Source organism: Billgrantia pellis (assembly GCF_008297955.1).
GTDB lineage: Bacteria > Pseudomonadota > Gammaproteobacteria > Pseudomonadales > Halomonadaceae > Halomonas > Halomonas pellis.
In genome coordinates, this window is sequence record NZ_VTPY01000003.1 from 314,178 (window position 1) to 336,518 (window position 22,341).

At 65.4% G+C, this 22,341-nt stretch carries 15 protein-coding genes and 1 pseudogene; 10 read left to right on the forward strand and 6 right to left on the reverse strand.

From position 1 onward, the window contains the following. The first annotated feature begins 13 nt into the window (after nt 1–13). Nucleotides 14–949, forward strand: a complete 936-nt coding sequence (locus F0A17_RS07310; protein ID WP_149327698.1) for a 2-hydroxyacid dehydrogenase — start codon at nt 14–16, stop codon at nt 947–949. A gap of 39 nt (nt 950–988) precedes the next feature. Here F0A17_RS07310 and F0A17_RS07315 read toward each other — a convergent pair whose 3' ends face one another. Next, nucleotides 989–2,626, reverse strand: coding sequence for a methyl-accepting chemotaxis protein (locus F0A17_RS07315; protein ID WP_149327699.1), 1,638 nt, complete (start codon nt 2,624–2,626; stop codon nt 989–991). A gap of 106 nt (nt 2,627–2,732) precedes the next feature. Continuing rightward, nucleotides 2,733–4,763, reverse strand: a complete 2,031-nt coding sequence (locus F0A17_RS07320) for a methyl-accepting chemotaxis protein (RefSeq protein ID WP_228716833.1) — start codon at nt 4,761–4,763, stop codon at nt 2,733–2,735. A 353-nt stretch (nt 4,764–5,116) separates the two neighbouring features. Between F0A17_RS07320 and F0A17_RS20570 the strand changes: the two genes are divergently transcribed. The 7 genes from F0A17_RS20570 to F0A17_RS20575 all read left to right on the forward strand — a co-directional run bounded on the left by F0A17_RS20570 (nt 5,117) and on the right by F0A17_RS20575 (nt 14,197). Further along, entirely contained in the window at nt 5,117–5,800 is a 684-nt protein-coding gene (locus F0A17_RS20570; RefSeq protein ID WP_187774644.1) for a hypothetical protein, read from the forward strand. Between the two features lie 97 nt (nt 5,801–5,897). Then, complete coding sequence (locus F0A17_RS07335; protein WP_149327702.1) at nt 5,898–6,824, forward strand: LysO family transporter; 927 nt, start codon at nt 5,898–5,900, stop codon at nt 6,822–6,824. Between the two features lie 122 nt (nt 6,825–6,946). Further along, on the forward strand, nt 6,947–8,200 hold the full coding sequence (locus F0A17_RS07340) for an efflux RND transporter periplasmic adaptor subunit (protein WP_149327703.1): 1,254 nt from the start codon (nt 6,947–6,949) through the stop codon (nt 8,198–8,200). Beyond that, nucleotides 8,197–11,307 (forward strand): efflux RND transporter permease subunit, encoded by a 3,111-nt coding sequence (locus F0A17_RS07345; protein ID WP_149327704.1) that lies wholly within the window; start codon nt 8,197–8,199, stop codon nt 11,305–11,307. The genes F0A17_RS07340 and F0A17_RS07345 overlap by 4 nt, the downstream gene beginning before the upstream one ends. After that, entirely contained in the window at nt 11,304–12,728 is a 1,425-nt protein-coding gene (locus tag F0A17_RS07350; RefSeq protein ID WP_149327705.1) for an ATP-binding protein, read from the forward strand. Before F0A17_RS07345 ends, F0A17_RS07350 begins: the two co-directional genes overlap by 4 nt. Before the next feature lie 11 nt (nt 12,729–12,739). Then, nucleotides 12,740–13,462 carry a response regulator gene (locus tag F0A17_RS07355; RefSeq protein WP_149327706.1) on the forward strand — a complete coding sequence of 241 codons (723 nt, stop codon included), beginning with the start codon at nt 12,740–12,742 and terminating at the stop codon, nt 13,460–13,462. Between the two features lie 84 nt (nt 13,463–13,546). Next, nucleotides 13,547–14,197, forward strand: coding sequence for a hypothetical protein (locus F0A17_RS20575; protein ID WP_187774645.1), 651 nt, complete (start codon nt 13,547–13,549; stop codon nt 14,195–14,197). 81 nt (nt 14,198–14,278) lie between these two features. Here F0A17_RS20575 and F0A17_RS07365 read toward each other — a convergent pair whose 3' ends face one another. From F0A17_RS07365 to F0A17_RS07375, 3 genes are all read right to left on the reverse strand, one after another. Next, nucleotides 14,279–15,598, reverse strand: coding sequence for a TRAP transporter large permease (locus F0A17_RS07365; protein ID WP_149327707.1), 1,320 nt, complete (start codon nt 15,596–15,598; stop codon nt 14,279–14,281). After that, complete coding sequence (locus tag F0A17_RS07370) at nt 15,595–16,191, reverse strand: TRAP transporter small permease subunit (RefSeq protein ID WP_187774646.1); 597 nt, start codon at nt 16,189–16,191, stop codon at nt 15,595–15,597. The genes F0A17_RS07365 and F0A17_RS07370 overlap by 4 nt, the downstream gene beginning before the upstream one ends. A 116-nt stretch (nt 16,192–16,307) precedes the next feature. Beyond that, a complete protein-coding gene (locus F0A17_RS07375) occupies nt 16,308–17,501 on the reverse strand; it encodes a TRAP transporter substrate-binding protein (protein WP_187774647.1) in 1,194 nt (397 codons plus the stop codon). A gap of 472 nt (nt 17,502–17,973) precedes the next feature. Here F0A17_RS07375 and betT point away from each other — a divergent pair. Together betT and dauA are read left to right on the forward strand one after the other, a co-directional pair. Then, nucleotides 17,974–20,021, forward strand: a pseudogene (gene betT / locus F0A17_RS07380) (choline BCCT transporter BetT). A 137-nt stretch (nt 20,022–20,158) separates the two neighbouring features. Then, the gene (gene dauA, locus F0A17_RS07385; RefSeq protein WP_149327709.1) at nt 20,159–21,904 is read left to right on the forward strand and encodes a C4-dicarboxylic acid transporter DauA; all 1,746 of its coding nucleotides are present in this window, start codon (nt 20,159–20,161) and stop codon (nt 21,902–21,904) included. Between the two features lie 9 nt (nt 21,905–21,913). Here dauA and F0A17_RS07390 read toward each other — a convergent pair whose 3' ends face one another. Continuing rightward, the gene (locus tag F0A17_RS07390; RefSeq protein ID WP_149327710.1) at nt 21,914–22,333 is read right to left on the reverse strand and encodes a secondary thiamine-phosphate synthase enzyme YjbQ; all 420 of its coding nucleotides are present in this window, start codon (nt 22,331–22,333) and stop codon (nt 21,914–21,916) included. Nucleotides 22,334–22,341: the final 8 nt, after the last annotated feature.

Here is a 22,341-nt window from a genome sequence, read left to right on the forward strand (position 1 = left end):
GTAAGGACCTGCTATGCGCATACTGCTGCACATCGACGACGTCGAGACTTGGCGCGACGCCTTGGCCAAACGTCTGCCCGACGCCGAGATCGTCACTGCCGACGACCCCGCCGACAAACGCCGGGACGCCGACTACCTGGCGGTGTGGAAACCGCCCGAGGCACTGCTGCGCGAGCAGCACCGAGCCAAGGGCATCGTCAACCTGGGGGCCGGCGTCGACGCGCTGCTGAGCAATCCCGGCCGTCCTGAAGGCGTGCCCATCGTCAAGCTTCGCGACGCCGGCATGGCCGAGTTGATCGGCGACTACGTGCGCTACGGTATTCTGCACTTCCAGCGCGACTTCGACCGCTATCGGCATCAGCAGGCACGCCGCGAATGGCGCGAACATGCGGTGGACGCCAAGCAAGCTTGGCCGGTAGGCGTTCTCGGGCTCGGCGCCATCGGCGCCAAGGTGGCCGCCATGATCGCCGCCGACGGTTTCCCGGTGCACGGCTGGAGTCGCTCGCCCAAGCGCCTCGACGGTATCGTTTGTCACCACGGCGACGCGGGATTGAATGAGCTGCTTGGCCAGGCACGCACCCTGGTGCTGTTACTGCCGGGAACTGGCTCCACCCGTCATATCGTCAATGCCGAGAGGCTCGCTGCACTGCCCGCCGGCGCGACCCTGATCAACCCCGGACGCGGCTCATTGATCGACGAGGACGCCCTGCTCGTGGCACTGGGCGAAGGAGAAAAGGAAGGCAGGCTGCGCGGCGCCCTGCTCGATGCCTTCCCCGATGAGCCGCTACCCGAGGACAGCCCGCTGTGGCGGCATCCGCGCGTGTGGATCACGCCGCATATGGCCGGTCCCACGCCGCTGGAGGAAGCGGCGGACCAGGCCGCCGAAGCGATTCGCGCCTTCGAGGCCGGCGGCGAGGTGGAGACCGTCGACCCCGAGGCGGGCTATTGAGGCAAGTGCATGCCGCCGCGCTGCGGCGACATGCGACGTTCAGGCCAGTTCGGCCGGTCGCGGATCGGACTCGAGCGCAGTCGGTCGAACCGCAGTCGCCATCCCATGCACCAACCGCTGCTGTTGCGCTTCGATGCGAAACCACATGACCTCCTGAACCAACATCGCCACCTGGCTGCGCAGGGTTTCCGCTTCACCGGCCGCCTGTTCGACCAAGGCTGCGTTCTGCTGTGTCACCCGGTCCATCTGGCCGACCGCGGTATTGACCTGTTCGATGCCGATGCGTTGTTCTCCCGACGCCGAGGCGATCTCCTCCATCAGGTCGGTCACCCGTGTCACGGCTCCGACGACCTCCCGGATGGTACTGCCCGTCTTCTCGACGAGCTCCGCGCCCTGGCCGACCTGCTGATGCGAGGATTCGATCAGGGCTCGAATCTCGCGTGAAGCGTCGGCGCTACGGCTGGCGAGGGTGCGCACTTCGCCAGCCACTACCGCGAATCCACGGCCTTGTTCGCCCGCCCGGGCGGCTTCCACCGAGGCATTGAGGGCAAGGATGCTGGTTTGGAAGGCGATCGAATCGATCACTTCGATGATGTCCTTCATCCGCCCCGCGCTCTGCGCGATGCCCTGCATCGTAGTGACGACATCGGCCATCATCTCGCCGCCCTGATGTGCCGTCTCCCGAGCCTCGAAAGCCAGTTGGCTGGCCACTTGCGCGTTTACGGCATTCTGACCTACCGTTTGCGTCAGCTCTTCCATGCTGGAGGCGGTCTCCTCGATCGACGCGGCTTGCTGCTCCGTACGAGCGGAGAGGTCCTGATTGCCGATCACGATCTGATCGACGCCTTCATTGATCCTCGCGGTGCCGCGGCGAATGTTCTCGAGCGACGCCACCAAACGCAGGCGCATGCTCTCGATACCCGCCAGCAAGCTGGTGTCGTCGCCGGCCTCGAGCCTCAAAGGCTGGGTCAGGTCGCCGCCCGCGATACGCCGCACCACTTCCTGGGCATGATGGGGGTCGCCACCGAGACTCTTGAGCACGTCTCGAATGATCCAGCCCATGGCGAGCGTCAGGAGAATGCCGATTCCCAGCAGCAGCACTCCCAGTTCGATCAAGCTTTCCCAGAAAGCGGCATGGATGTCGTCCATGTAGACGCCTGCGGCCAAGTCCCAGTTCCAGCCGGGAACGCGCTGTACGTAGCTCAGCTTCGGCACTTGCTCCGAGCCGGCCTGGCTGCGCTGGGATAGGTAGGCGACGAAGCCGCCCGTACGCGGGTTACGGTCCGCCGTGGCCTTCAGTTCCTGATAGAGGTAGAGCCCACTCATGTCCTGGAAGTCGCGCATGGAATCGCCCAGCGCCCTTCGGGGATGCGCCACGATCCGAATGTCACTGTCGAAGGCAAAGAGGTAGCCATCTTCACCGAAACTGAGATTGGCCAGACTCTCGATGGCTCTCGCCTGGGCCTCCTGGCGCGTCAATTCGCCCTGCTCCGCGCGTACGGCAAGGCTCGCCACCATGTCGCGTGCGCTGCCCACGAAATGCTCCAGACTGGCGATCCGTTCCTGCATCAGCCCGGCCCGTTTGTCGTAGGCCGTCCACCCCACCAACACCAGCATGCCTACCCACATCAGCCCCAGTGTCGCCCACAGCTTGGTGCTCGTTGCCCAGTTGCGCATCTTTCACTGCATCCTTGAGTTCGTCAAAGAGAGGTTGGTGTCATACGGAGGGCCGAAAGCACGCGCGTGCTTTCGGCTGTATCGTTGGCGGACGCTTTCGCCCGCTTTACGTTATGAAGCCCTCATGGGATCGGCACGCAGGGCGCATGCCGGCTGCGGCAGTCGCTTGGTCTCGCGATAGTCGAGCGCCGCGACGTCCGCCACTTCGACCCGCTCGCGCCAAGGCCTCGCTGACGCGAAAGCGTTCGATCAGCCTGGACATTTCCCCGGCCTGGTCGTCGAGCGAACGGCTCGCGGTCGCCACCTGCTCCACCAGCGCCGCGTTCTGCTGGGTGGTGGTTTCCAACTGACTCATGGCGTGGTTGATCTGCTCGATGCCCGCCGACTGCTCGCCGCTGGCCGACGAGATCTCCGCCACCAGGTCGGCCACCTGACGCACACCGCGGGAAATCGCCGTAAGCGCCTCCGAGGTCTGTCCCACCAGTTGGTTACCGGCTTCCACTCGCCGGGTGGTATTGCCGATCAATTGGCGAATGCGCTCAGCCTCTTCGGCGCTACGGCTGGCCAGCTTGCGCACCTCGCCAGCGACCACGGCGAAGCCGCGGCCATGCTCGCCGGCTCGCGCCGCCTCCACCGAGGCGTTGAGGGCCAACAGGTTGGTCTGGAAGGCGATGCCGTCGATGGCCTCGACGATGGCGGTGACCTGGCGGTTGGCCTCGAAGATCTGCTGCATCGCCTCGCGCGCCTCCTCGGCGACCCGACTGGCCTGCTCGGCCTGGGTAACGGCCTGCTCACTCATCGCGCTGGCCTGGTGCGCATTGTCGGCTGACTGACGCACAGTGGAGGTCATTTGCTCCATGCTCGTGGCCGTTTCCACCAGCGAGGCGGATTGCTCCTCGGTACGGCTCGCCAGGTCCTCGTTGCCCTGGGCGATCTCACCGCTGGCCAGATCTACGCCTCGCGCCCCCTGCTGGATGCTGGCCACCAGGGACTCCATGTCCGCGGTCGATTGGTTGAAAGCGGAGTAGAGCTGGGACAGTTCATCGCTTCCCGGTACGTCCAGCCGATGCGTGAGATTGCCACCCCGCTGGGTGATCTCCTTCAAAGCGCGGCGCAGCGGTACCACAATGCTGCGCACCAGCACAGCGGAAAGGAAAACCGCCACCGCAATGACCAAACCTGCCAATCCGGCGAACAACCAAAGTTCCAGGCGTGCTTCGCCGGCCAGGGCACTCGCTTGCGCTTGCACATGGTCGGCCAAGGCGAGTTCAACGCCGTGCAACCGCTCGAGCTTGCCGGTCTGGGCTTCGAACCAACGCTCGGCGCTAATGCCGTAGCCGCCACCGATGCCTTGGCGCATCGCGATCTGGCGCATCATGAACAGGCGGCTATGCGTTTCGTGCTCGGACGTAGCCGCAAGGTAGCGCGAAGCGAATTCCGTATCGGCGAGGACCGTGAAGCTTTCCTCGAATGCCTCCTCCTCGCCCAGTAGCCTCAAAAAGCGGTAATAGTCATCCGGCGACATACGGTTGGCGCCAAAGGCGCTGGCCAGTATCGCGCGCTCGATTCCGGCGGCCTCCTTGATTTCCAGCAGGGCGTAATAGGCTCCCAGGCTACGGGCCAGCTCACCGGCGTTGGCGAGCGCATTCAACCGTCCCACGATCTCGGCCAGACGCGAGTTGATGCCGGTGTAATACTCCAGCGCGTCCAGGTTTTCGATCGCCAGGGCATCGATCCCGCGCCGCATGATGGCAATGTCCGCCAACATCGCTTCGACTTCCTCCAGTCGCTGGCCGATGTCGGGATCGCCGCTGGCGTCGATCCCCTGCCAGGCCGTACGGTAGCTTGCCAGCTGCCTGTCGACCTGATCGCGCTGGGCGGCGAGATGATTGCCGAAGGTATCACCTCGACTCCCGAGGAAGCCGACCGAGAGGCCGCGCTCGACCTGGATGTCATGCATCAAGCCACCCAACCGTGCCGACAGCTCGGTGAAGCGAACAACCTGGAGCATGTCGCTTGACTGCTGCTGGCGCTCCAGGATGCCGACGCCGGCCAGCCAGACGATGATGCAAAGGGGGAGTGCCAGCGCCAGCAGGAACTTGCGTGACACCGGAATGCGGTGAAGAAGGTTTTGCATGATAGGACCCCTGCCGAGCTCAGTGATATCGTTGATCGGGACGTGGCTGGCGTAGCATGCCGTTGTTGTTGTGATATCCGTCGGCCTTGATACGAATGCGCTGTATGGCATCGCACGCCCCTTCATCGGCCATGCGCACCAAAGCTTAAGCTCATTCCTTCACCTTTCGTCTCGGTCATTGACTGACGTCACGCTATCGCCCGAAATCTGTACCAGGTCAGCGTCTCCGGGTGGCATGGCATGAGTGAGCCGTCTGTGTTTCCGCCAACCGTGAAATAACCGTGCACCATGGAACCCCTTCGTCCATCGCGGTTCACAGGTACTGTTGCCTCTCAGCCAAGCGGTGCCCCACCATGATCCGCCTCCCACGAACGCTAGGCCGCCTTCTCCTCCTGCTGCTGGCCGTCATGCCCGGCCTTGCGCTGGCCGAACGTACGCCGGCGATGCCGGAACTGACGCCCTTCAGCGCCAGTTATCGACTCGAGGTAAAGGGATGGCCCAATGCCACTATCGACCATCGCTTGAGTCGCGAAGGGGGCCATTGGCAGAGTCGCATGCAGGCCGCCATTGCCGTGGCGCGCGGTAACGAACGCAGCCGCTTCATCGTCACCTCGAAGGGTATCCGCTCGGTGAGCTACGCCAGCGGCTACTCGCTGCTGGGCGTCGGCGGCCGCTACCGACTGGGCGAAGGCGACCTTGCCCATCACGTCGACCGTCAAGCCGCCTTGATCGAACTCTCCCGGCGCGCTCTCGCAGGCGGCTGCGAGGACGATGCCTGTCGGCTCTCTTACCAGGACCATCGCGGTCGCGAGGAGACTCGCGATTTCCGTGTGCTGGCACGTGAGACGCTGCGTCTGCCCTCGGGCGAGTTCGAGGCGCTCAAGGTCGAGGTGAAAGATCCCGAGAGCCCCGACAGCACGCTGCTCTTTCATTTTCACCCGGCGCTGCCCGGCCTGCTGCTGGCGGTGGATTACCACAGCGACGGCGAACGCAAGAGCCGACTCTTTCTCACCGCGCTGGATGCGCCCGAACGTTGACATCGCCTTGCTGACCTTCTCCTCGGAACTTCGCCGAAAAGCCTGATACAGTTGGCGGCTTTCGCCGCCATGGGCGGCCTCGTTGAAGGGAATCGCGATGCTATCCGGGCTGTTGATCGTTTTGCTACCGCTGCTGCTGGGTTATCTGGTCCCCCTGCGCCATGCCGGAGCGCTCGCATGGGTCAACCGTGGCGTCAATGCCTCGGTCTACGTCATCCTGCTGCTGATGGGTGTCGGATTGGCGGGCCTGAACGACTTGCTCCTGGAGCTGTCGCGCATGGGTGGGCAGGCCCTCCTGCTGGTCGCGGTCATTACCACCTGCAACCTGGCGGCACTGTGGTGGCTGTCGCGCCGACTCGCTCTTCGCCTGCTCACGTCGCCGGTGGTCGGGGGCGCACCGACCACCAAGCTGGCCGCCCTGCTCGGCTCCTTATCGCTGGTGGCCGCGGTAGGCGGCGGCGTGTTGCTCGGACTCATACTCGGCTGGCTGATCGGCGACAGTGTCTTCGTTCACGCCGAGCGACTCGCCGAATGGGTGCTCTACGCCCTGCTGGCATTGATCGGTTGTCAGTTGCGCAATTCAGGCATGCCGCTGCGCCAGATCCTGCTCAATCGTCACGGTCTGGCGATTGCCGCTACCCTGGCGGTAAGTTCGCTGCTCGGCGGACTGTTGGCGGCGCCGTTGCTTGCGCTGCGTTGGAACGAGGGTTTGGCGTTGGCGTCCGGCTTCGGCTGGTATTCGCTCTCGGCGATCCTCGTCGGCGATCGCCTCGGCCCGCTGCTCGGCGGCGTGGCCTTCTTTAACGACCTGACCCGTGAGCTGCTGGCCTTCGTTCTGATTCCTTTGACCATTCGCCGCCATGCTCCGCTGGCTATCGGCTACGGCGGCGCCACGTCCATGGATTTCACCTTACCGGTGATCCAGCAACACGGCGGCGTTGCCTGCGTGCCGATCGCCGTTGTCAGCGGGTTCCTGCTTTCGCTGCTGTCGCCGCCGTTGATCCTGTTCTTCCTGTCGCTGTGAATGGCGAAATCGTGTCCGTCACTCAGCGCGCCTCGCTTGCACACTGCTTGCACCTTTCCTGACCATTGACTGCATCGCGTTGGGGGATGCTGTCATGGCCCATCTGCCGTCGCGAGTCGTCCATGCCCGCCCCAGCCCCTCTACCGTTATCCTTCTCCTCACGCCGTGCCCGGCGCCAGCGGGGTCGTATCGCCGTCGGCACCCTGCTCGCCCTGCTGCTTTTGACCGTCGCGGCAGTCCTCGCCTGGTGGCTGCTCACTCAACCACCCCGCATCGAACGCCGCCCGCGCGCCGAGGTCTCGCCACCGCTGGTTGACGTCATCGACGCCCAACACCAGGCTGCCGCGCCGGAGCTGCACGGCTTCGGCCGGGTCGTTGCCGAACGCGAGGCGCGCCTCGCCAGCCGCGTGGCTGGCGAGTTGGTCGAATTCACGGCGGAAGCGCTCCCCGGTCGGATGGTCGAAGCCGGCACCCCGCTGGCCAGGCTGGATGACGCCGACCTTCGCCTCAACCTGCGCGAGGCCGAAGCCGCACTGGTGCAAGCCGAGGCCGCACTCGCCATGGAGCGCGGCGAACAGCAGCGAGCCGAGACCGAATACCGCAGCTTCGGCCGGGAACTGACCGCCGAGCGGCGTGCCCTGGTATTGCGCGAACCGCAGCTGCGTAACGCCGAGGCGGAAGTGGAGCGAGCCCGCGCTGCCCGCGACCGGGCACGCCTCGCACTCGAGCGCGCCACACTCAGTGCTCCCTGGCGAGGCATGGTGCAGGCGCGCCTGCTGGGAGCCGGCAGCGCCGTCGCCAATGGCACCGAAATTCTGCATCTGGTGGATGCGTCACGCTTCTGGGTGCGCGTCTCGCTGCCGGGAGAGGCACTGGCGTGGCTCGAGGCCGCCGACGCAGGTCGTCCCGGTAGCCCCGTGACCCTGGCCACCCGCACCTGGCCCGACGGCCAGACGCGCAGCGGCGAGGTGATCGCCATCCTGCCGGCACTGGAAGAGGAGGGCTTGCAGGCACAACTGCTGGTGGCGATCGAAGATCCCCTCGGTCTGGAGAACAACCTCCCCGCCCTGCGTCTGGGTGACGTGGTACGCCTGACGTTCGTCGCACGGCCCCGCGAGGGGCTGTTCGCCCTGCCCGCCGCCGCGCTGCGGCCCGGCGAGGAAGTCTGGCTGCTTGACGACGAGGAGCGCCTTCGCCGACGCGCGGTCGAGGTCGTCCACCGAGGCGAGACGCGCGTGCTGGTCGGCGCCGGCCTCGAGGAGGGCGAACGCGTGGTGACCTCACAGCTCGGCCAGCCGCGCGAAGGCATGCGCCTACGACCGCGCATCGCCGACCGTGAGCGCCCGGCCGGAGAATCGGGGGAGTCCCGCTCATGATGCGTCGCGGCCCCATCGCCTGGATGGTTCACCATGGCGTCGCGCCCAACCTGTTCATGCTGTTGCTGATCATCGGCGGGTTGCTGGCTTCCACCGCGATCAAGAAAGAGGTCTTCCCCGACTTCGAGCTGGAGATCGTGCACGTGGCGATCGGATACCCTGGCGCCACTCCCGAGGAAGTGGAGCGCAGTCTGCTGCTGCCCATGGAGGCGGCGCTGGCCGACGTCGACGGTATCGATGAACTCACCGCCACCGCCAACGAGGGCGCCGGGCGCGTCTCGGTGACGCTGATCGATGGCGTCGACGTGATGCGCGTCTATCAGGAGATTCAGCAGGCCATCAATGCGATCACTCAGCTACCCGCCGCCGCCGATCCCCCGCGCTTCAACCTCGCCGGGCGCGCCCGCAGCGTCATGAGTCTGCAGCTTCACGGCTGGGTCGACGAGCGCCTGCTGCACGATGTCGCCGAGGAGCTGCGCGCCGAGCTGCAGGCTTCTCCGGGTATCTCCCAGGTGGAACTTGCCGGTAACCGCGAGCGTGAGATACAGGTACTGCTCGACGAGGAGGCCATGTACCGGCACGGGCTCGATCATCGCGGGCTGGCCGCCCGCATCGCCGACGAGGCGCTCGACCTGGCCGGCGGTCGCCTGGCCACCGACGAAGGCGAATGGCTGATCCGCTACCAGGGGCGGCGCGACGAGGCCCGCGAGTTCGCCGAACTGCCGCTGATCGGCACCGCCGACGGAGGCCAGCTGCGCCTGGGCGACATCGCCCGGGTGGTCGACGGCTTCGCCGAGACCGACAGCGAGGTGCTGTACAACGGCGCTCCCGGGCTCAGCCTGGCGGTTTTCCAGACCGGCCACCAAACGCCGATCGGCATTTCCGATGCCGTCCATGCCCAGCTCGATCGGCTGCGTGCGCAACTGCCCGAGGGCATCGCTCTGGACGTGTCGCAGGACAGCTCCGAGATCTATCGCGATCGTCTCGACCTGCTGCTCAAGAATGCCTGGCTGGGCCTGGCGCTGGTACTGGTGTTGATGGCGCTGTTCCTCGAGGCGCGCCTGGCTTTCTGGGTCACGCTGGGCATCCCTACCGCCTTCCTCGGCGCCCTGCTGTTCCTGCCCTGGCTCGGCGTCTCGCTCAACATGATGTCGATGTTCGCTTTCATCATCGCGCTGGGCATCGTCGTCGACGACGCCATCATGATCGGCGAGAACATCCACAGCTACCGTGAGCAGGGACATTCGCTACGCGAAGCCGCGGTGCGTGGCGCGCGCGAGATGGCGGTACCGATCACCTTCGCGATCCTGTCCAATATCGTGGCTTTCCTGCCGCTACTGTTCCTGCCCGGCTTTCTCGGCATGATCTTCGCCGTCATCCCACTGGTTGTCGTGACGGTATTCCTGGTGTCGTGGCTGGAGGCGTTGTTCATCCTGCCGGCGCATCTGGCCCACCGTGCCGGCGGACGTGACGCTTCGCCCTGGCTCGAGCCGCTGGACCGACTGCGCCGTACCCTGCAGGAGGGCCTGGCCCACTTCACTCATCATCGCTTCGCGCCCTTCCTCGAGCGCACCCTCGACCAACGCCTGCTCACCGTCAGCCTGGCTGTCGCCGTGCTCGTCATAGCCATCGCCTGGGGCATGAGCGGACGCCTAGGCTTCTCGCTGATGCCGCGGGTCGAATCCGACCGGGTACAGGCCAGCGTGACCCTGCCGGTGGGCAGCCCCATCGCCGAGGATCGGCGCATTCGTGACCGGCTGCTGGAGAGCGCCCAAGCCTTGGTCGCGCGCAACGATGGGCCGCGCTTCACGGCCACCCATGCCCAGATCGACGGCGACCGCCTCAGCGTGCGCCTGACCCTCGCACGCGAGAGTCTCGCTGCCTGGCCGCCGTCGCGGGTGGCGCGCGCCTGGCGCGAGGAGGCTGGCGATATCGTCGGCGTTCAGGCGGTACGCTTCGAATCGGATGTAGGCGGACCCGGCGCCGGCGCCGGACTCACCCTGCGCCTGTCTCACCCCGATAGCCGCGCGCTGGAAACGGCTGCCGTGCGGCTGGCAGATGAGCTCGCCGGATTCGACGGGCTGACTGATATCGACAGCGGCCTGGCCGACGGCAAGCCCCAGCTCGAGCTGCGCCTGTCGCCGGAAGGACGAGCGCTGGGGCTGACCGGCGCCGACCTCGCCGCCCAATTGCGAGGCCCGCTGCAGGGAGCCACCGCCCTCGAGCAGTTCGTCGGGGCTCATGAAATCAGCGTAGTGGTGCGCTTGCCGAGCGACGAGCGCGACAGCCTGGGCCAGCTGCAGCAGTTACCGATTCGTACGCCCTCCGGCCTGGAGGTACCGTTGCGGCGGGTCGCCGAGATCCACCTGGGCCGCGCCGCCACCACCCTGGAACGGATCAACGGTCGGCGCCAGATCAGCGTCACCGCCGACACCGATAGCGATGCCCGGATCAACCAGGTCGTAGCGACCCTGCAAGCGGACCTCTTCCCTGCCCTGCGGGCCGCCTGGCCGGGGCTGGAGCTGACCCTGGGGGGACGCCAGCAGGAAACTGCCGACAGCGTCTCGGCCCTGACCCAGGCCACTTGGCTGACCCTGATCGCGCTCTATGCGCTGCTGGCGATTCCCTTTCGCAGCTACCTGCAGCCACTGCTGGTGTTGGCGGCGATTCCGTTCGGCATCATCGGCGCCATGGCCGGTCATGCGCTCATGGGTTATGGCCTATCGGTGATCAGTCTGATGGGCATGCTGGCGCTGTCGGGCGTGGTGATAAACGACGCCCTGGTGCTCATCGACTACGCCAACCGACGCCGACGCGAAGGGCTGGGGGCGCGCGAGGCGATCGTCGCCGCGGCGACGCGCCGCCTGCGGCCGATCATGATGACCACCCTGACTACCTTCCTCGGGCTCGCTCCCATGATCTTCGAGACCTCACGCCAGGCGCGCTTCATGATTCCCCTCGCCATCTCGCTCGGCTTCGGCCTGCTGTTTGCCACCCTGATCCTGCTGGTATTGGTACCCTGTCTCTATTTGATGCTGGAGGGTCTGCGCGAACGCCTGGGTCACCCGCCCCCGTCAACCGCCTCTCCTCAGGAGCCGATTCGATGAGGTTACGCTTCCGTCGCCCGCCCTTCTCGCACCTGGGCCTCAAGCTGTTCGTGATCATTCTGTCGGTCAACGTGGCGATCGCCGGGCTGGTGTTCCTGGCGGTATCGCGCAGCCTCGACCGCGGCTTCCTGGAGTATCTCGAGACCACCCAAGCCAGTCGCGCCGAAACCCTGGCCGAAGGCCTCGGCCAGGAGTGGGCGAGCCGCGGCGGCTGGCAGTGGCTGCGCAACTCCCCGCCGGCCTGGGAGCGGCTGGTGCGTCGGCAGCTGTGGCCCGGCGAGCGCCCACCCCACGGCATTGAGCGCCGCCTGGGCGATGCCCGTGATTTCGTGCTGCACGACGCCGAGGGCCTTCCCGTGATCGGCTTGCCGCCCGACGATCACGAGGGGGCCGCCAAGCTGAACTGGCTGCCCATCGAGCACCAGGGCCAGCGGGTCGGTACCCTCGGCTACCGGCCCCCGGAACAGTTGATGGCGCGCATGGACCGTATCTTCCTCGCCCGCCAACAGCGCAACCTGGGCATCATCGTCGCGGCCCTGGGGCTGGCATCGCTGCTGTTGGCGGGGGGGCTGGCCTGGTGGCTGGGGCGTCGCACGCGCAGCATGGCGCTGGCCACCCGTCAGCTGATCGAGGGCGACTACAGCACGCGACTGCCGGAGCGGGGTCGTGACGAACTCTCGCGCCTGGCACGTGACTTCAACAGTCTGGCCGCCACCCTGGAGGCCAGCCGAGAGGCCCGGAACCGTTGGGTGTCGGACATTGCGCATGAGCTGCGCACGCCGCTGGCCGTCCTGCGTGGCGAGATCGAAGCCATGCAGGACGGTATCCGTCCGCTCGACGAGGACAACCTGCGTTCGCTGTCGCAGGAGGTGGGCCAGCTCGAGCGGCTGGTCGCCGATCTGCGCCTGCTTTCGCAGAGCGATGCCGGTGCCCTGGAGGTCCAGCTCGCCCCGCTCGATCTCTCGTCGAGCCTGGCCTCGCGACTGAATGAAGCGAACGGTTGGCTCGCCGATTGCGGCATGGCGCTCTCCACCTCGATCGAGGGGCCGGCCTGGATCCGCGGCGATGCCCGCCGCCTGCGCCAATTATGGACCAACCTGCTCGACAACAGCTGCGCCTACACGACCTCGCCGGGCCGTCTCGATGTCAGCCTGACCCTGCGCGGGGATCGGGCGCGTGTGGTGTGGCAGGACAGCCCGCCGGGCGTACCCGACGCGGCGCTCGATCGGCTCACCGAGCGGCTCTACCGGGTCGAGGGGTCACGCAGTCGCGCCAGCGGTGGCAGCGGGCTGGGGCTTTCCATCGCCAGCGCTCTGGTCAAGTGCCACGGCGGCACCCTGCAAGCCTCGCCCTCGCGCTTGGGTGGGTTATGCTGGACGCTCGAATTTCCGGTCCTCGAGGCCGGCGAACAACGCGAATGAGGAAAGCGCCCATGCAAGAAGCCGACGCCCCGCGCGATACCCTGCTGATCATCGAGGACGAGCCCAAGATCGCCCGACTGGTGGCCGACTACCTGGAAGGCAGCGGCTTCGCCACGCAACACATCGACCATGGCGACCGAGTGTTGCCATGGCTGCTGGAACGCGCCGAGGCTGAGGCGTCCCCGGCGCTTGTGCTGCTCGACCTGATGCTGCCGGGGACCGACGGCCTGACACTGTGTCGCGAGATTCGCCAGCGCTGGCCGGCCATCGCCATTATCATGCTTACCGCTCGGGTCGAGGAGGTCGACCGCCTGTTGGGCCTGGAACTCGGGGCCGACGACTATATCTGCAAGCCCTTCAGCCCGCGCGAGGTCGTGGCCCGGGTCAAGGCCGTCCTGCGCCGCAGCCAGGCGCTTCACGACCCCGCAGCGGCCGCCACCGGCAGCCAGCTCACGCTCGACGACGAGGGCTGGCGCGCACTCGCCGATGGCCAGGATCTAGGACTCACGGCCGTCGAGTACCAGTTGCTCAAGGTGATGATGCAAGCGCCGGGACGCATCTTCTCCCGCGATCAACTGATGGATCGCATGTATCGCGATCATCGTATCGTCTCGGAGCGCACCGTCGACAGTCACGTCAAGAAACTGCGGCGCAAAATCGCCGACGCCTGGCCCGAGCGCGAGATTATCCGCTCGGTTTACGGAGTCGGCTACAAGTACCAACCTGAAGAGTGATCTTGCTTCTTTCACGTTTGGTGCAAGTTGATTGCACAGGCACCTACGACACTGCCAGCATCCCAATGCAAAGGAGTGACCGAGATGCGCCGTAACGTTACCCACAACCTGCTGGTGCCTGCCCTGCTCGCCGTGGCCATCGCGCCCCTATCGCTGGCAGCCGCCCCCGCCAAGAGCGAGGACGGTTGGCATGAGCAGCGCCATGAGCGTTTCGAGGAGCGCCGCCAGGTTCTGTTCGAGCGCGCCGGTATCGACGAGGAGACCCGCAGCGCCCTGGAGCAGGCCCACGACGAGCTTCACCAGGCCATGCGCGAGCTGCGCGAGCGGCACCGTGAGAGGATGAACGAGATTCTCGACGAGGAGCAGCGTGAAGCTCTGCGCGAGGCCAAGCGTGAGATGCGCCAGGAGCAGCATGCCGAGCATCGCGGCGAGCGCCGGAAGAATAGGCAGGATCGCCTGGCCACCCTGGTCGACAGCTGGGAACTCTCCGACGACGAGCGCGAGCGGCTGAGCGAACTGCGCGATTCCCTGTATGCCGACATGCGGGAACTGCGCGACCAGGAGTTCGATTCCCGCGCGGCGCGCCGTGAGGTGTGGCGGTCGCTGCGCGACGAACATCGTGAAGCCCTCGGCGAAGTGCTGAGCGAGGAGCAGATCGCCGCTCTCGAGGCCTTTATGCAGCCCCGCCACCACAGGGGCCACGATAAGCACCATGGCGAACGCCACCAGGGCTGATGGATCGCCAAGGCAGTAAAATGCATCGGGCCCGGCTTGTGCCGGGCCCGATGCGTTTTACTGTGACCGTGGCTGCCAGGCTCAGTTGTACAGCACTCCCGGCAGCCAGAAGACGGTACCCGGCACCAGGTAAAGGATGAACATGGCCACGAATACCAACAGCAGGAACGGCGCGATGCCGATGAAGATGTCGCCAAGCTGTATCCCCTTGGGTGCGATGCCCTTGAGATAGAAGGCTGACATCGCCATGGGCGGCGTCAGGAACGAAGTCTGGATGTTCAGCGCCACCAGCACGCCGAAGAACAGCGGATCGATGCCGAACATGTGCAATAGCGGCAGAAAGATCGGCACGAAGATAATGATGATCTCGGTCCACTCCAGCGGCCAGCCGAGCAGGAAGATCATCAGTTGCGCCAGCAACAGGAACTGCAGTGGCGTCAGCGACAGTCCGCTGATCCAGTGCTCGATAAGCGTATGTCCGTCAAGCAGCGAGAACACCGACGAGAAAATCCACGAGCCGACGAACAACCAGCACACCATGGCACTGGTACGCGCCGTCAGGAATACCGCCTCCTTGAGCCTGGCCCAGGTCATCTGCCGGTAGGCCATGGCCAGCACCATGGCGCCCAACGCGCCGATGCCCGCCGCCTCATGCGGCGTGGCCAGGCCGAAGAGGATGGCGCCAAGCACTGACATGATCAGCGCGAACAGCGGTACGAACGAGGTCAACAATCCCCAATAAACTTCCTTGGCCGGCACATTCAGCTTTTCGGGCGGCAATTTGGGCGCCACCTGCGGGTTGAACATGGCGCGGCCCATCACATAGACGATGTAGAGCCCCGCGAGCAGCAGCCCTGGAATCAGCGCGGCGGCATACAAGCGCACCACCGAAACGCCGGCCATGGCTCCGTAGAGAATCAGCATGATACTGGGCGGGATCAAGATGCCGAGACAACCGCCGGCACAGATCACACCGCTCGACAGGCGCTTGTCGTAGCCGGCGTTGAGCATTGCCGGCAATGCCAGCAGTCCCATCAGTGTGACCACCGCCCCGACGATGCCGGTCGCCGTGGCGAATAGCGCACAGGTGATCAGGCTGGCTACCGCCAGCGAGGCGGGCATGCCGCGCGCGGCCAGCTGCAGGCTGCCGAACAGCCGGTCGAGGATATTGGCCCGCTCGACCATATAGCCCATGAACAGGAACAGCGGCACGGCGATCAGCACGTCGTTGGACATGACACCGTAGGCGCGCTGGACCAGCAATGGAAAGATGATGTCGCCAATGGCGAAGTAGCCGAAGCCAATGCCCATGGCGATCAGCGTGAAGGCAATGGGGAAGCCGAGCATGATCAGGATAACCAGCATGCCCAGCATCAGGATCCCGATTTCCGGTTCGCTCATGGCTGCTTGTCTCCTGACTGGGCCTCGGCGGCCTTGATCTCCGCCTCCTTGTTGGCCGGAATGGAAATTTCCTCGACGTCGCCCAGGCGCGGCGGCCATTGGCCGTGTTTGAGACAGATGAAGCAACGGCCCACTTCGGCAATGCCCTGAATGGCCAGAAAGCTTGCGCAGGCGGGGATGACGAACTTGTAGGGCCAGATCGGGGGACCACCCGGTGTAAAGGAACTGTGCTCGTTCTGGCGGAAGGAGACACCGAAGAAATCCCAGCCGCTCCACACCAGTGCGAGAATGCCGGGATAGAAGAACAGCAGATAGAGCGCCAGCTCGATTCCCGCCTGCCAGCGCGGCGAGAAGTAGCGCGACACCACATCGGCACGCACATGGGCATTGTGGGCCAGGGCATAGGCGCCACTCATCATGAACAACGTACCGTAGAGCATGTAGCTGGTGTCGTAGGCCCAGGTCGTCGGCGCGCCCAGGGCATAACGCATGAAGACCTCGTAGCTCACCACGAAAGTCAGGACAAGGATCGCCCAGGCAAAAGCCTTGCCCACCCACGTACTGAGATGGTCGATGAAAAAGATGAAACGCATGATCACCTCTCACCACCCCCTACGTCGCCACCGGGGCGACGCAGAGCGGAAGACGAATCCGGTGACATCCTGCACCGGGACAACAGGTTGGCCGGGCCCATGAAGGGCCCGGCAACTCACAGGATGGTGGAGGTATCGGTCGGCGACTTGCCGTAGAAATGCACGTAGGCCGGCTCCTTGGGTGTGGTGTGCTCCAGGTGGTAGCCCACCACGCGCTCGCAATATTCGCGCTGATGATCGACGACCTTCTTGAAGAATTCGTCCTGGGACTCGCTCGCGATCACCGTGTCCCACGCTTCGAGCTGGGCCTGTAGCACCGAATCGGGCGTGATGTAGGTCTGCACGCCCTGTTCCTCGCGCATGGCATTGAGGTCACGCGGGTAGCGCTCCATGGCCTTCCAGTACATCTCCGATGACGCGGCTTTCGCGGCGTACTGCAGGATCGCCTGGAACTCCTCCGGTAGACTGTCGTGCTTGTTCTTGTTGAAGATAACCTCGAAGGCTTCGCAGTCCTGATGGTAGCTGCGCAGCATCCAGGTCTTGCTGACGTCGGGGAAGCCGAGCAGGCGATCCGAAGAGGGGTTGTTGAACTCGGCGCCGTCGAGCAGACCGCGGTCCATGGCCGGCACGATATCTCCGCCGCCCATGATGGTCACCGCCGCGCCGAATTCGCGCATCAGGTCGGCGGCCAGTCCCACCGTGCGATACTTGAGGCCGCGCAGATCCTCCGCGCCGGCGATCGGCTCCTTGAACCAGCCCAGCGCCTGGGTCGGCATGGGCCCTGTCTGGTAGCCCACCAGCGGTAGCTCGAGGCGCTCCAGCAGCTCGTTGTAGAGTTCCATGCCGCCGCCAGTCCAGAACCATGCGAGGAACTGGTGCGCATCCCAGCCGAAGGGGGGCGGCGTGCCGAACAACGAGAAGGCCTTGTGCTTGCCATACCAGTAGGCCGTGACCCCGTGGCCGCCATCGAGCGCGCCGGAGATCACCGCATCCTGCAACTGTAGCGCGCCCACCACGGCACCGGCCGGCAGTAGGTTCAGGCGCAGCCGCCCGCCCGACATCTCATTGACGATGCGCACGTAGTCGGAAGCGAACTCGTGAAAGATGTCCTGGTTGGGCCAAGTGCTCTGGAAGCGCAGCGTGGTGGTCTGGGCCACGGCGATGCTGGGAAAGCCCACCGCGGCTGCGGCGCCTGCACCCACGGCGGCTGCCGAGCCGGTGAGGAAGCGGCGGCGGGAAGTGCTGGAGGGCTGGCTGTCGATGGCGGTCTGGCTGTCGTTCGGGGCCGCCGGTGTCTTGTCATGAGCCATCAGATACTCCGGAATTTTATCGTTGTAGTTGCCTACTGCTGGCCGACATACCGCCGGCTGCAGTCGTCCCGAGAGCCTCCATGCCAGCGCAGTCACTGCGCATTCCTGAATTATCGTCGGTTAGATCAGGTATAGCTTGCGTAACGGTAGCTGCAAGCTCCTCTCGCCACGCTGCGTTAACGCTCAGGCCATTCTGTTAACGCAGGGTTGAAGGCGATGGAGAAAGTGCGTATTTTACTTGAACGTTCATTCAAAAATAAGAGCGCACTTCCCGCCAGGAAGTCGACAGCCTGATCCGGCACGTCTCAATGTGCCGGCGAGTGGGGCGCGAGGTGATATCTCCGCCACGAAGCGTCAGGTTGTAGTATCTGGGCAGTATCAGGCGTGCTTTCGATTGTGTGGAACAATCCACAGTGCGTCTCGGCAGGGAAACGGCGGGAAGGGTCATTCACCCTGAAAGGAGTCCGCCTACATGGCGCATCACCTACCCCCTACCGAACGACGCGACCGGCTCAATGCCGTGGTGTTCCACGGCTCGATGGCCGGCATCCTCGTCTTTCTCGTTCTCACCATGACCTTCACGGAAGCGGCCGGGGCCTTCTTCGACACCGGTCTGGCCTGGGTCAGCGAAACGTTCGGCTGGTATTACATGCTGGCCGTTGTGGCGTACCTGGTGTTCGTCGTGGCCATCGGTCTGTCGCGCTTCGGCAGCATTCGCCTCGGCCCCGACCATTCGCGACCGGAATTCTCGACACTGTCCTGGGCCTCGATGTTGTTCGCCGCCGGGATCGGTATCGACCTACTGTTCTTCAGCGTCGCCGAACCGGTGGCCCATTACCTGGCCCCGCCGGACCTGACGCCCGAAAGCCAGGAAGCCATGCGCAATGCCGTCGTTCAGACTTTCATGCACTGGGGCCTGTCCGGCTGGGGGCTCTACGTACTGATGGGCATGTCGCTGGCCTACTTCAGCTATCGCCATCGTCTACCGCTGGCCATCCGCAGCGCGCTCTATCCGCTGCTCGGCAAACGCATCCACGGTCCCATCGGCAACGCCGTTGACATCACCGCGGTGATTTCCACTGTGTTCGGCATCGCCACCAGCCTCGGCATCGGCGTGATGCAACTCAATTACGGGCTCAACTACATGTTCGACGTGCCCGAGAGTCTTTCGGTGCAGGTGATCCTGATCGTGCTGGTCGTAGTACTTGCCACCGTTTCCGTGGTCAGCGGTGTGGAGAAGGGCATTCGCCGGCTGTCCGAATTCAATATGTTGCTGGCGCTGGCGCTGTTGCTGTTCGTCCTGTTCCAGGGCCAAACCCTGAAACTGCTCGACATGGCGGTCAATAATGCCGGTGACTATCTCTCCAGCTTCGTGGCCAGAAGCTTCGATACCTACGCCTTTGCCGGCAATGCGGCCAACGAATGGAAGATGTGGTGGACCCTCTTTTTCTGGGGAGGTGGATCGCCTGGACGCCCTTCGTCGGCTTGTTCCTGGCACGCATTTCGCGCGGGCGTACCATTCGCCAGTTCGTCGCCGGCGCCCTGTTCATCCCGCTGGCCTTCATGATGGTATGGATGTCGGTGTTCGGAAACAGCGGCATCGAGCTGGTGGCCAACCAGGGCGTCGCCGAACTCGGCGAGCAAGCCCTGAACACGCCGCAGACCACCCTGTATACGCTGCTCGAATATTATCCTTGGGTCGGCATCACCGCGGCCGTGGTGACCATTCTCGGCATCGTGTTCTTCATCACCTCGGCGGATTCCGGCGCCCTGGTGCTGGCGAACTTCACCTCGATCCTATCCGACGTGAACCACGATGCACCGATCCGGCTGCGCATCTTCTGGTCGGCGGTAATCGGTCTGATTACCGTGGCCCTGCTGATGGCAGGCGGCCTGGCGGCACTGCAAAGCGCGGTGGTGATTACCGCCCTGCCCTTTTCGCTGGTGATCTTCGCCATCATGGTCGGCATGGTCAAGGCACTTCAGCTCGAGGGCAGCAAGGCCGAGGCGCGCCGTCATATCGCCGGCACCGCACCGGGTGGCGACTGGCGCGAGCGCCTCGACCGGGCTCTGGATACGTCCAACCGCGCCGGCGCCGCCGCAACCATCGAGCATGCCATTCGCCCGGCCCTGACCCAGTTCGCCCAGGAGCTGGAAAGCCGCGGCCAAGATGCCAACGTCAGCGAGGAGCTTCGCGAGGGTGAATCGCTGCCGCGCCTGACCCTGCAGGTCGACCTCGAAAACGCGGCGAGCTTCGTCTATCAGGTCTGCCCGCATCGCATGCGCACACCGAGTTTCCTGCCGGTGGATGACGATTACTACGTGCGCCTCGATGTCTACCTGGCCGAAGGCGGCCAGGAGAAGGACCTGAATGGCTTCACCCGCGGCCAGGTGATCGCCGACGTGCTCTCGGAGTACGAGCGTCACCTGCACTTCCTGGCCTTGGCCGGCCAGGGCCGCAACGTGCAGGCCATGCCGGGCGCGGTGGGCGAACCGCCGGCGGACGCCAGCCCGGCCTGATCCACGTTCACCTCCCCTTCACGGCGACACCTTCGGGTGTCGCCGTTTTTTTGCCTTGCCGCCCGATGAGGCAGCCTTGTGGCGGTGCGACAGGCAGGAGTAACGTATTGTTTCCTTTGCCCACCTTCGGAGTCACCATGTCCCGCTCCCGTTCCGTGTCTGGCTATCGGCTGCCTTTGCCCGGTAGCGCCCTGCTGGCGGCCTGGCGCCAAGGCTATGGCCTGACCGAACTCAAACGCGACCTGATGGCGGGACTGACCATCGGCATCGTCGCGGTACCGCTCTCCATGGCGCTGGCCATCGCCACCGGCGTGCCGCCCCAGCACGGCCTGTATACCGCCATCGTCGCCGGGGCCGTGATCGCACTCACCGGGGGCTCGCGCTTCAACATCTCCGGCCCCACCGCGGCCTTCGTGGTGATCCTGTTTCCCATCGTCGCCAGCCACGGCCTGGGTGGGCTTCTGCTCGCCACGCTGATGGCGGGACTGATCCTGGTGGCCTTGGGGCTGGCGCGGCTGGGCAACCTGATCCAGTTCGTCCCCTATCCGGTGGTGCTCGGCTTTACCGCCGGCATCGCCGTGGTCATTGCCCTGCTGCAGCTGCCCGATTTCCTCGGGCTCGAGCATGTCGCGCTCGGCGACAGCACGCTACACAACCTGGCCGCCATCGCCCGTGCCGTCCCCTCACTGGCTCCGGCAGAACTCGGTATCGGAATGGTGACGCTGGCCACGCTGATGCTGTGGCCGCGGCTGAAGCTACCGGTACCGGCCCCGCTGGTCGGCCTGGCAGTCGGCACGCTGGCGGCACTGGCCGTCGCGCCGCTGGGCGTGGAGATCGAGACCATCGCCTCGCGCTTCAGTTGGGCGTCTCAGGGACAGGCAGGTAGCGGCATCCCGCCCTTCGCCCCTGGGCTGGTGCTGCCCTGGCGTCTGCCCGGGGCCGACGGGTCTCCGCTCATGGTGGATTTCGACCTGATCCGTGAACTGCTCGGGCCGGCGCTGGCTATCGCCATGCTGGCGGCCATCGAGTCGCTGCTCTGCGCGGTGGTGGCCGATGGCCTGACGCGTACTCGCCACGACCCCAACGCCGAGCTGATCGGCCAGGGGCTCGGCAATATCGCGGCCCCCTTCTTCGGCGGCATCACCGCTACCGCGGCGCTTGCACGCACCGCCACCAACATTCGCAGCGGCGCCTTCTCGCCAGTGGCTGCGGTCGTCCATGCGCTGGTGGTACTGCTGGCGGTAGTGGCGCTGGCCGGCGTGCTCGCTCGGGTACCCATGGCCGCCCTCGCGGCGCTGCTGTTCGTTATCGCCTGGAACATGAGCGAGGCGCGCCATTTCGTGCATACCCTGAAGAGTGCACCGGGCAGCGACGTGGCGATCCTGGTGATCTGTTTTTTGCTCACGGTGGTATTCGACATGGTGCTGGCGGTGGCAGTGGGCCTCGGCCTCGCCGCGGCGCTGTTCATCCGCCGCATGGCCCATCTGACCCACGCTCGCCGACTCGAGCCCGGCAGCGATGAAGAGAGCCGCGACCTGCCCCGCCAGGTCGCGTTCTATGACGTCAACGGCCCGCTGTTCTTCGGCGCCGCCGAGAAAGCGGTGTCGTCGCTGCGGGTGGTGGATCCCGAGGTGAAAGTGGTGATGCTCGACATGCGCGACGTGCCGAGCCTGGATGCCACGGCGATCGTCGCCCTGCGGTCGCTGATCGAGGACCTGGCCGCACGCCAAGTGGGGCTGATCTTCGTCGGTATGCCGGCACGCATGGTTCATAAGCTCAAGCGCGCCGGCGTGAAGCGACAAACCGGCCGCCTGGCCGCCGTGTGCCACCCGGCCCGGGCCAGGCGGCTGGCCGAGCGCTGGCTGGCCGCGCCGGCCAGTTGACGCGGCACGTTACTCGCCCTGCAGCGTGGCGATAAGTCGCCGCGTGCCGCCATGGTCACGGTGCTCGCCAAGCCAGATGCCCTGCCAGGTCCCCAGCGCCAGGCGGCCATCGCGCACGGCGAGGGTAAGCTGGGTGCCGAGCAGGCTGGCGCAGACATGGGCAGGCATATCGTCCGGTCCCTCCAGGGTATGTCGGAAATAGGGCAGGTCCCCCGGGATGCGCTCGCGCAGGAAGGCGTCGAGATCGTGGCGCACGTCGGGGTCGGCGTTCTCATTGAGCGTCAGCGATGCCGAGGTATGCAGCAACTGCAGATGCAGAAGCCCCACCCGCACCTCGCGCCACTCGCTCAGCGCCGAGGCCACTTCATCGGTAATCAGGTGAAAGCCGCGCGGGCGCGGCTCGAGGCGTAGTTCCTGCTGATGCCACATGGCGTTTC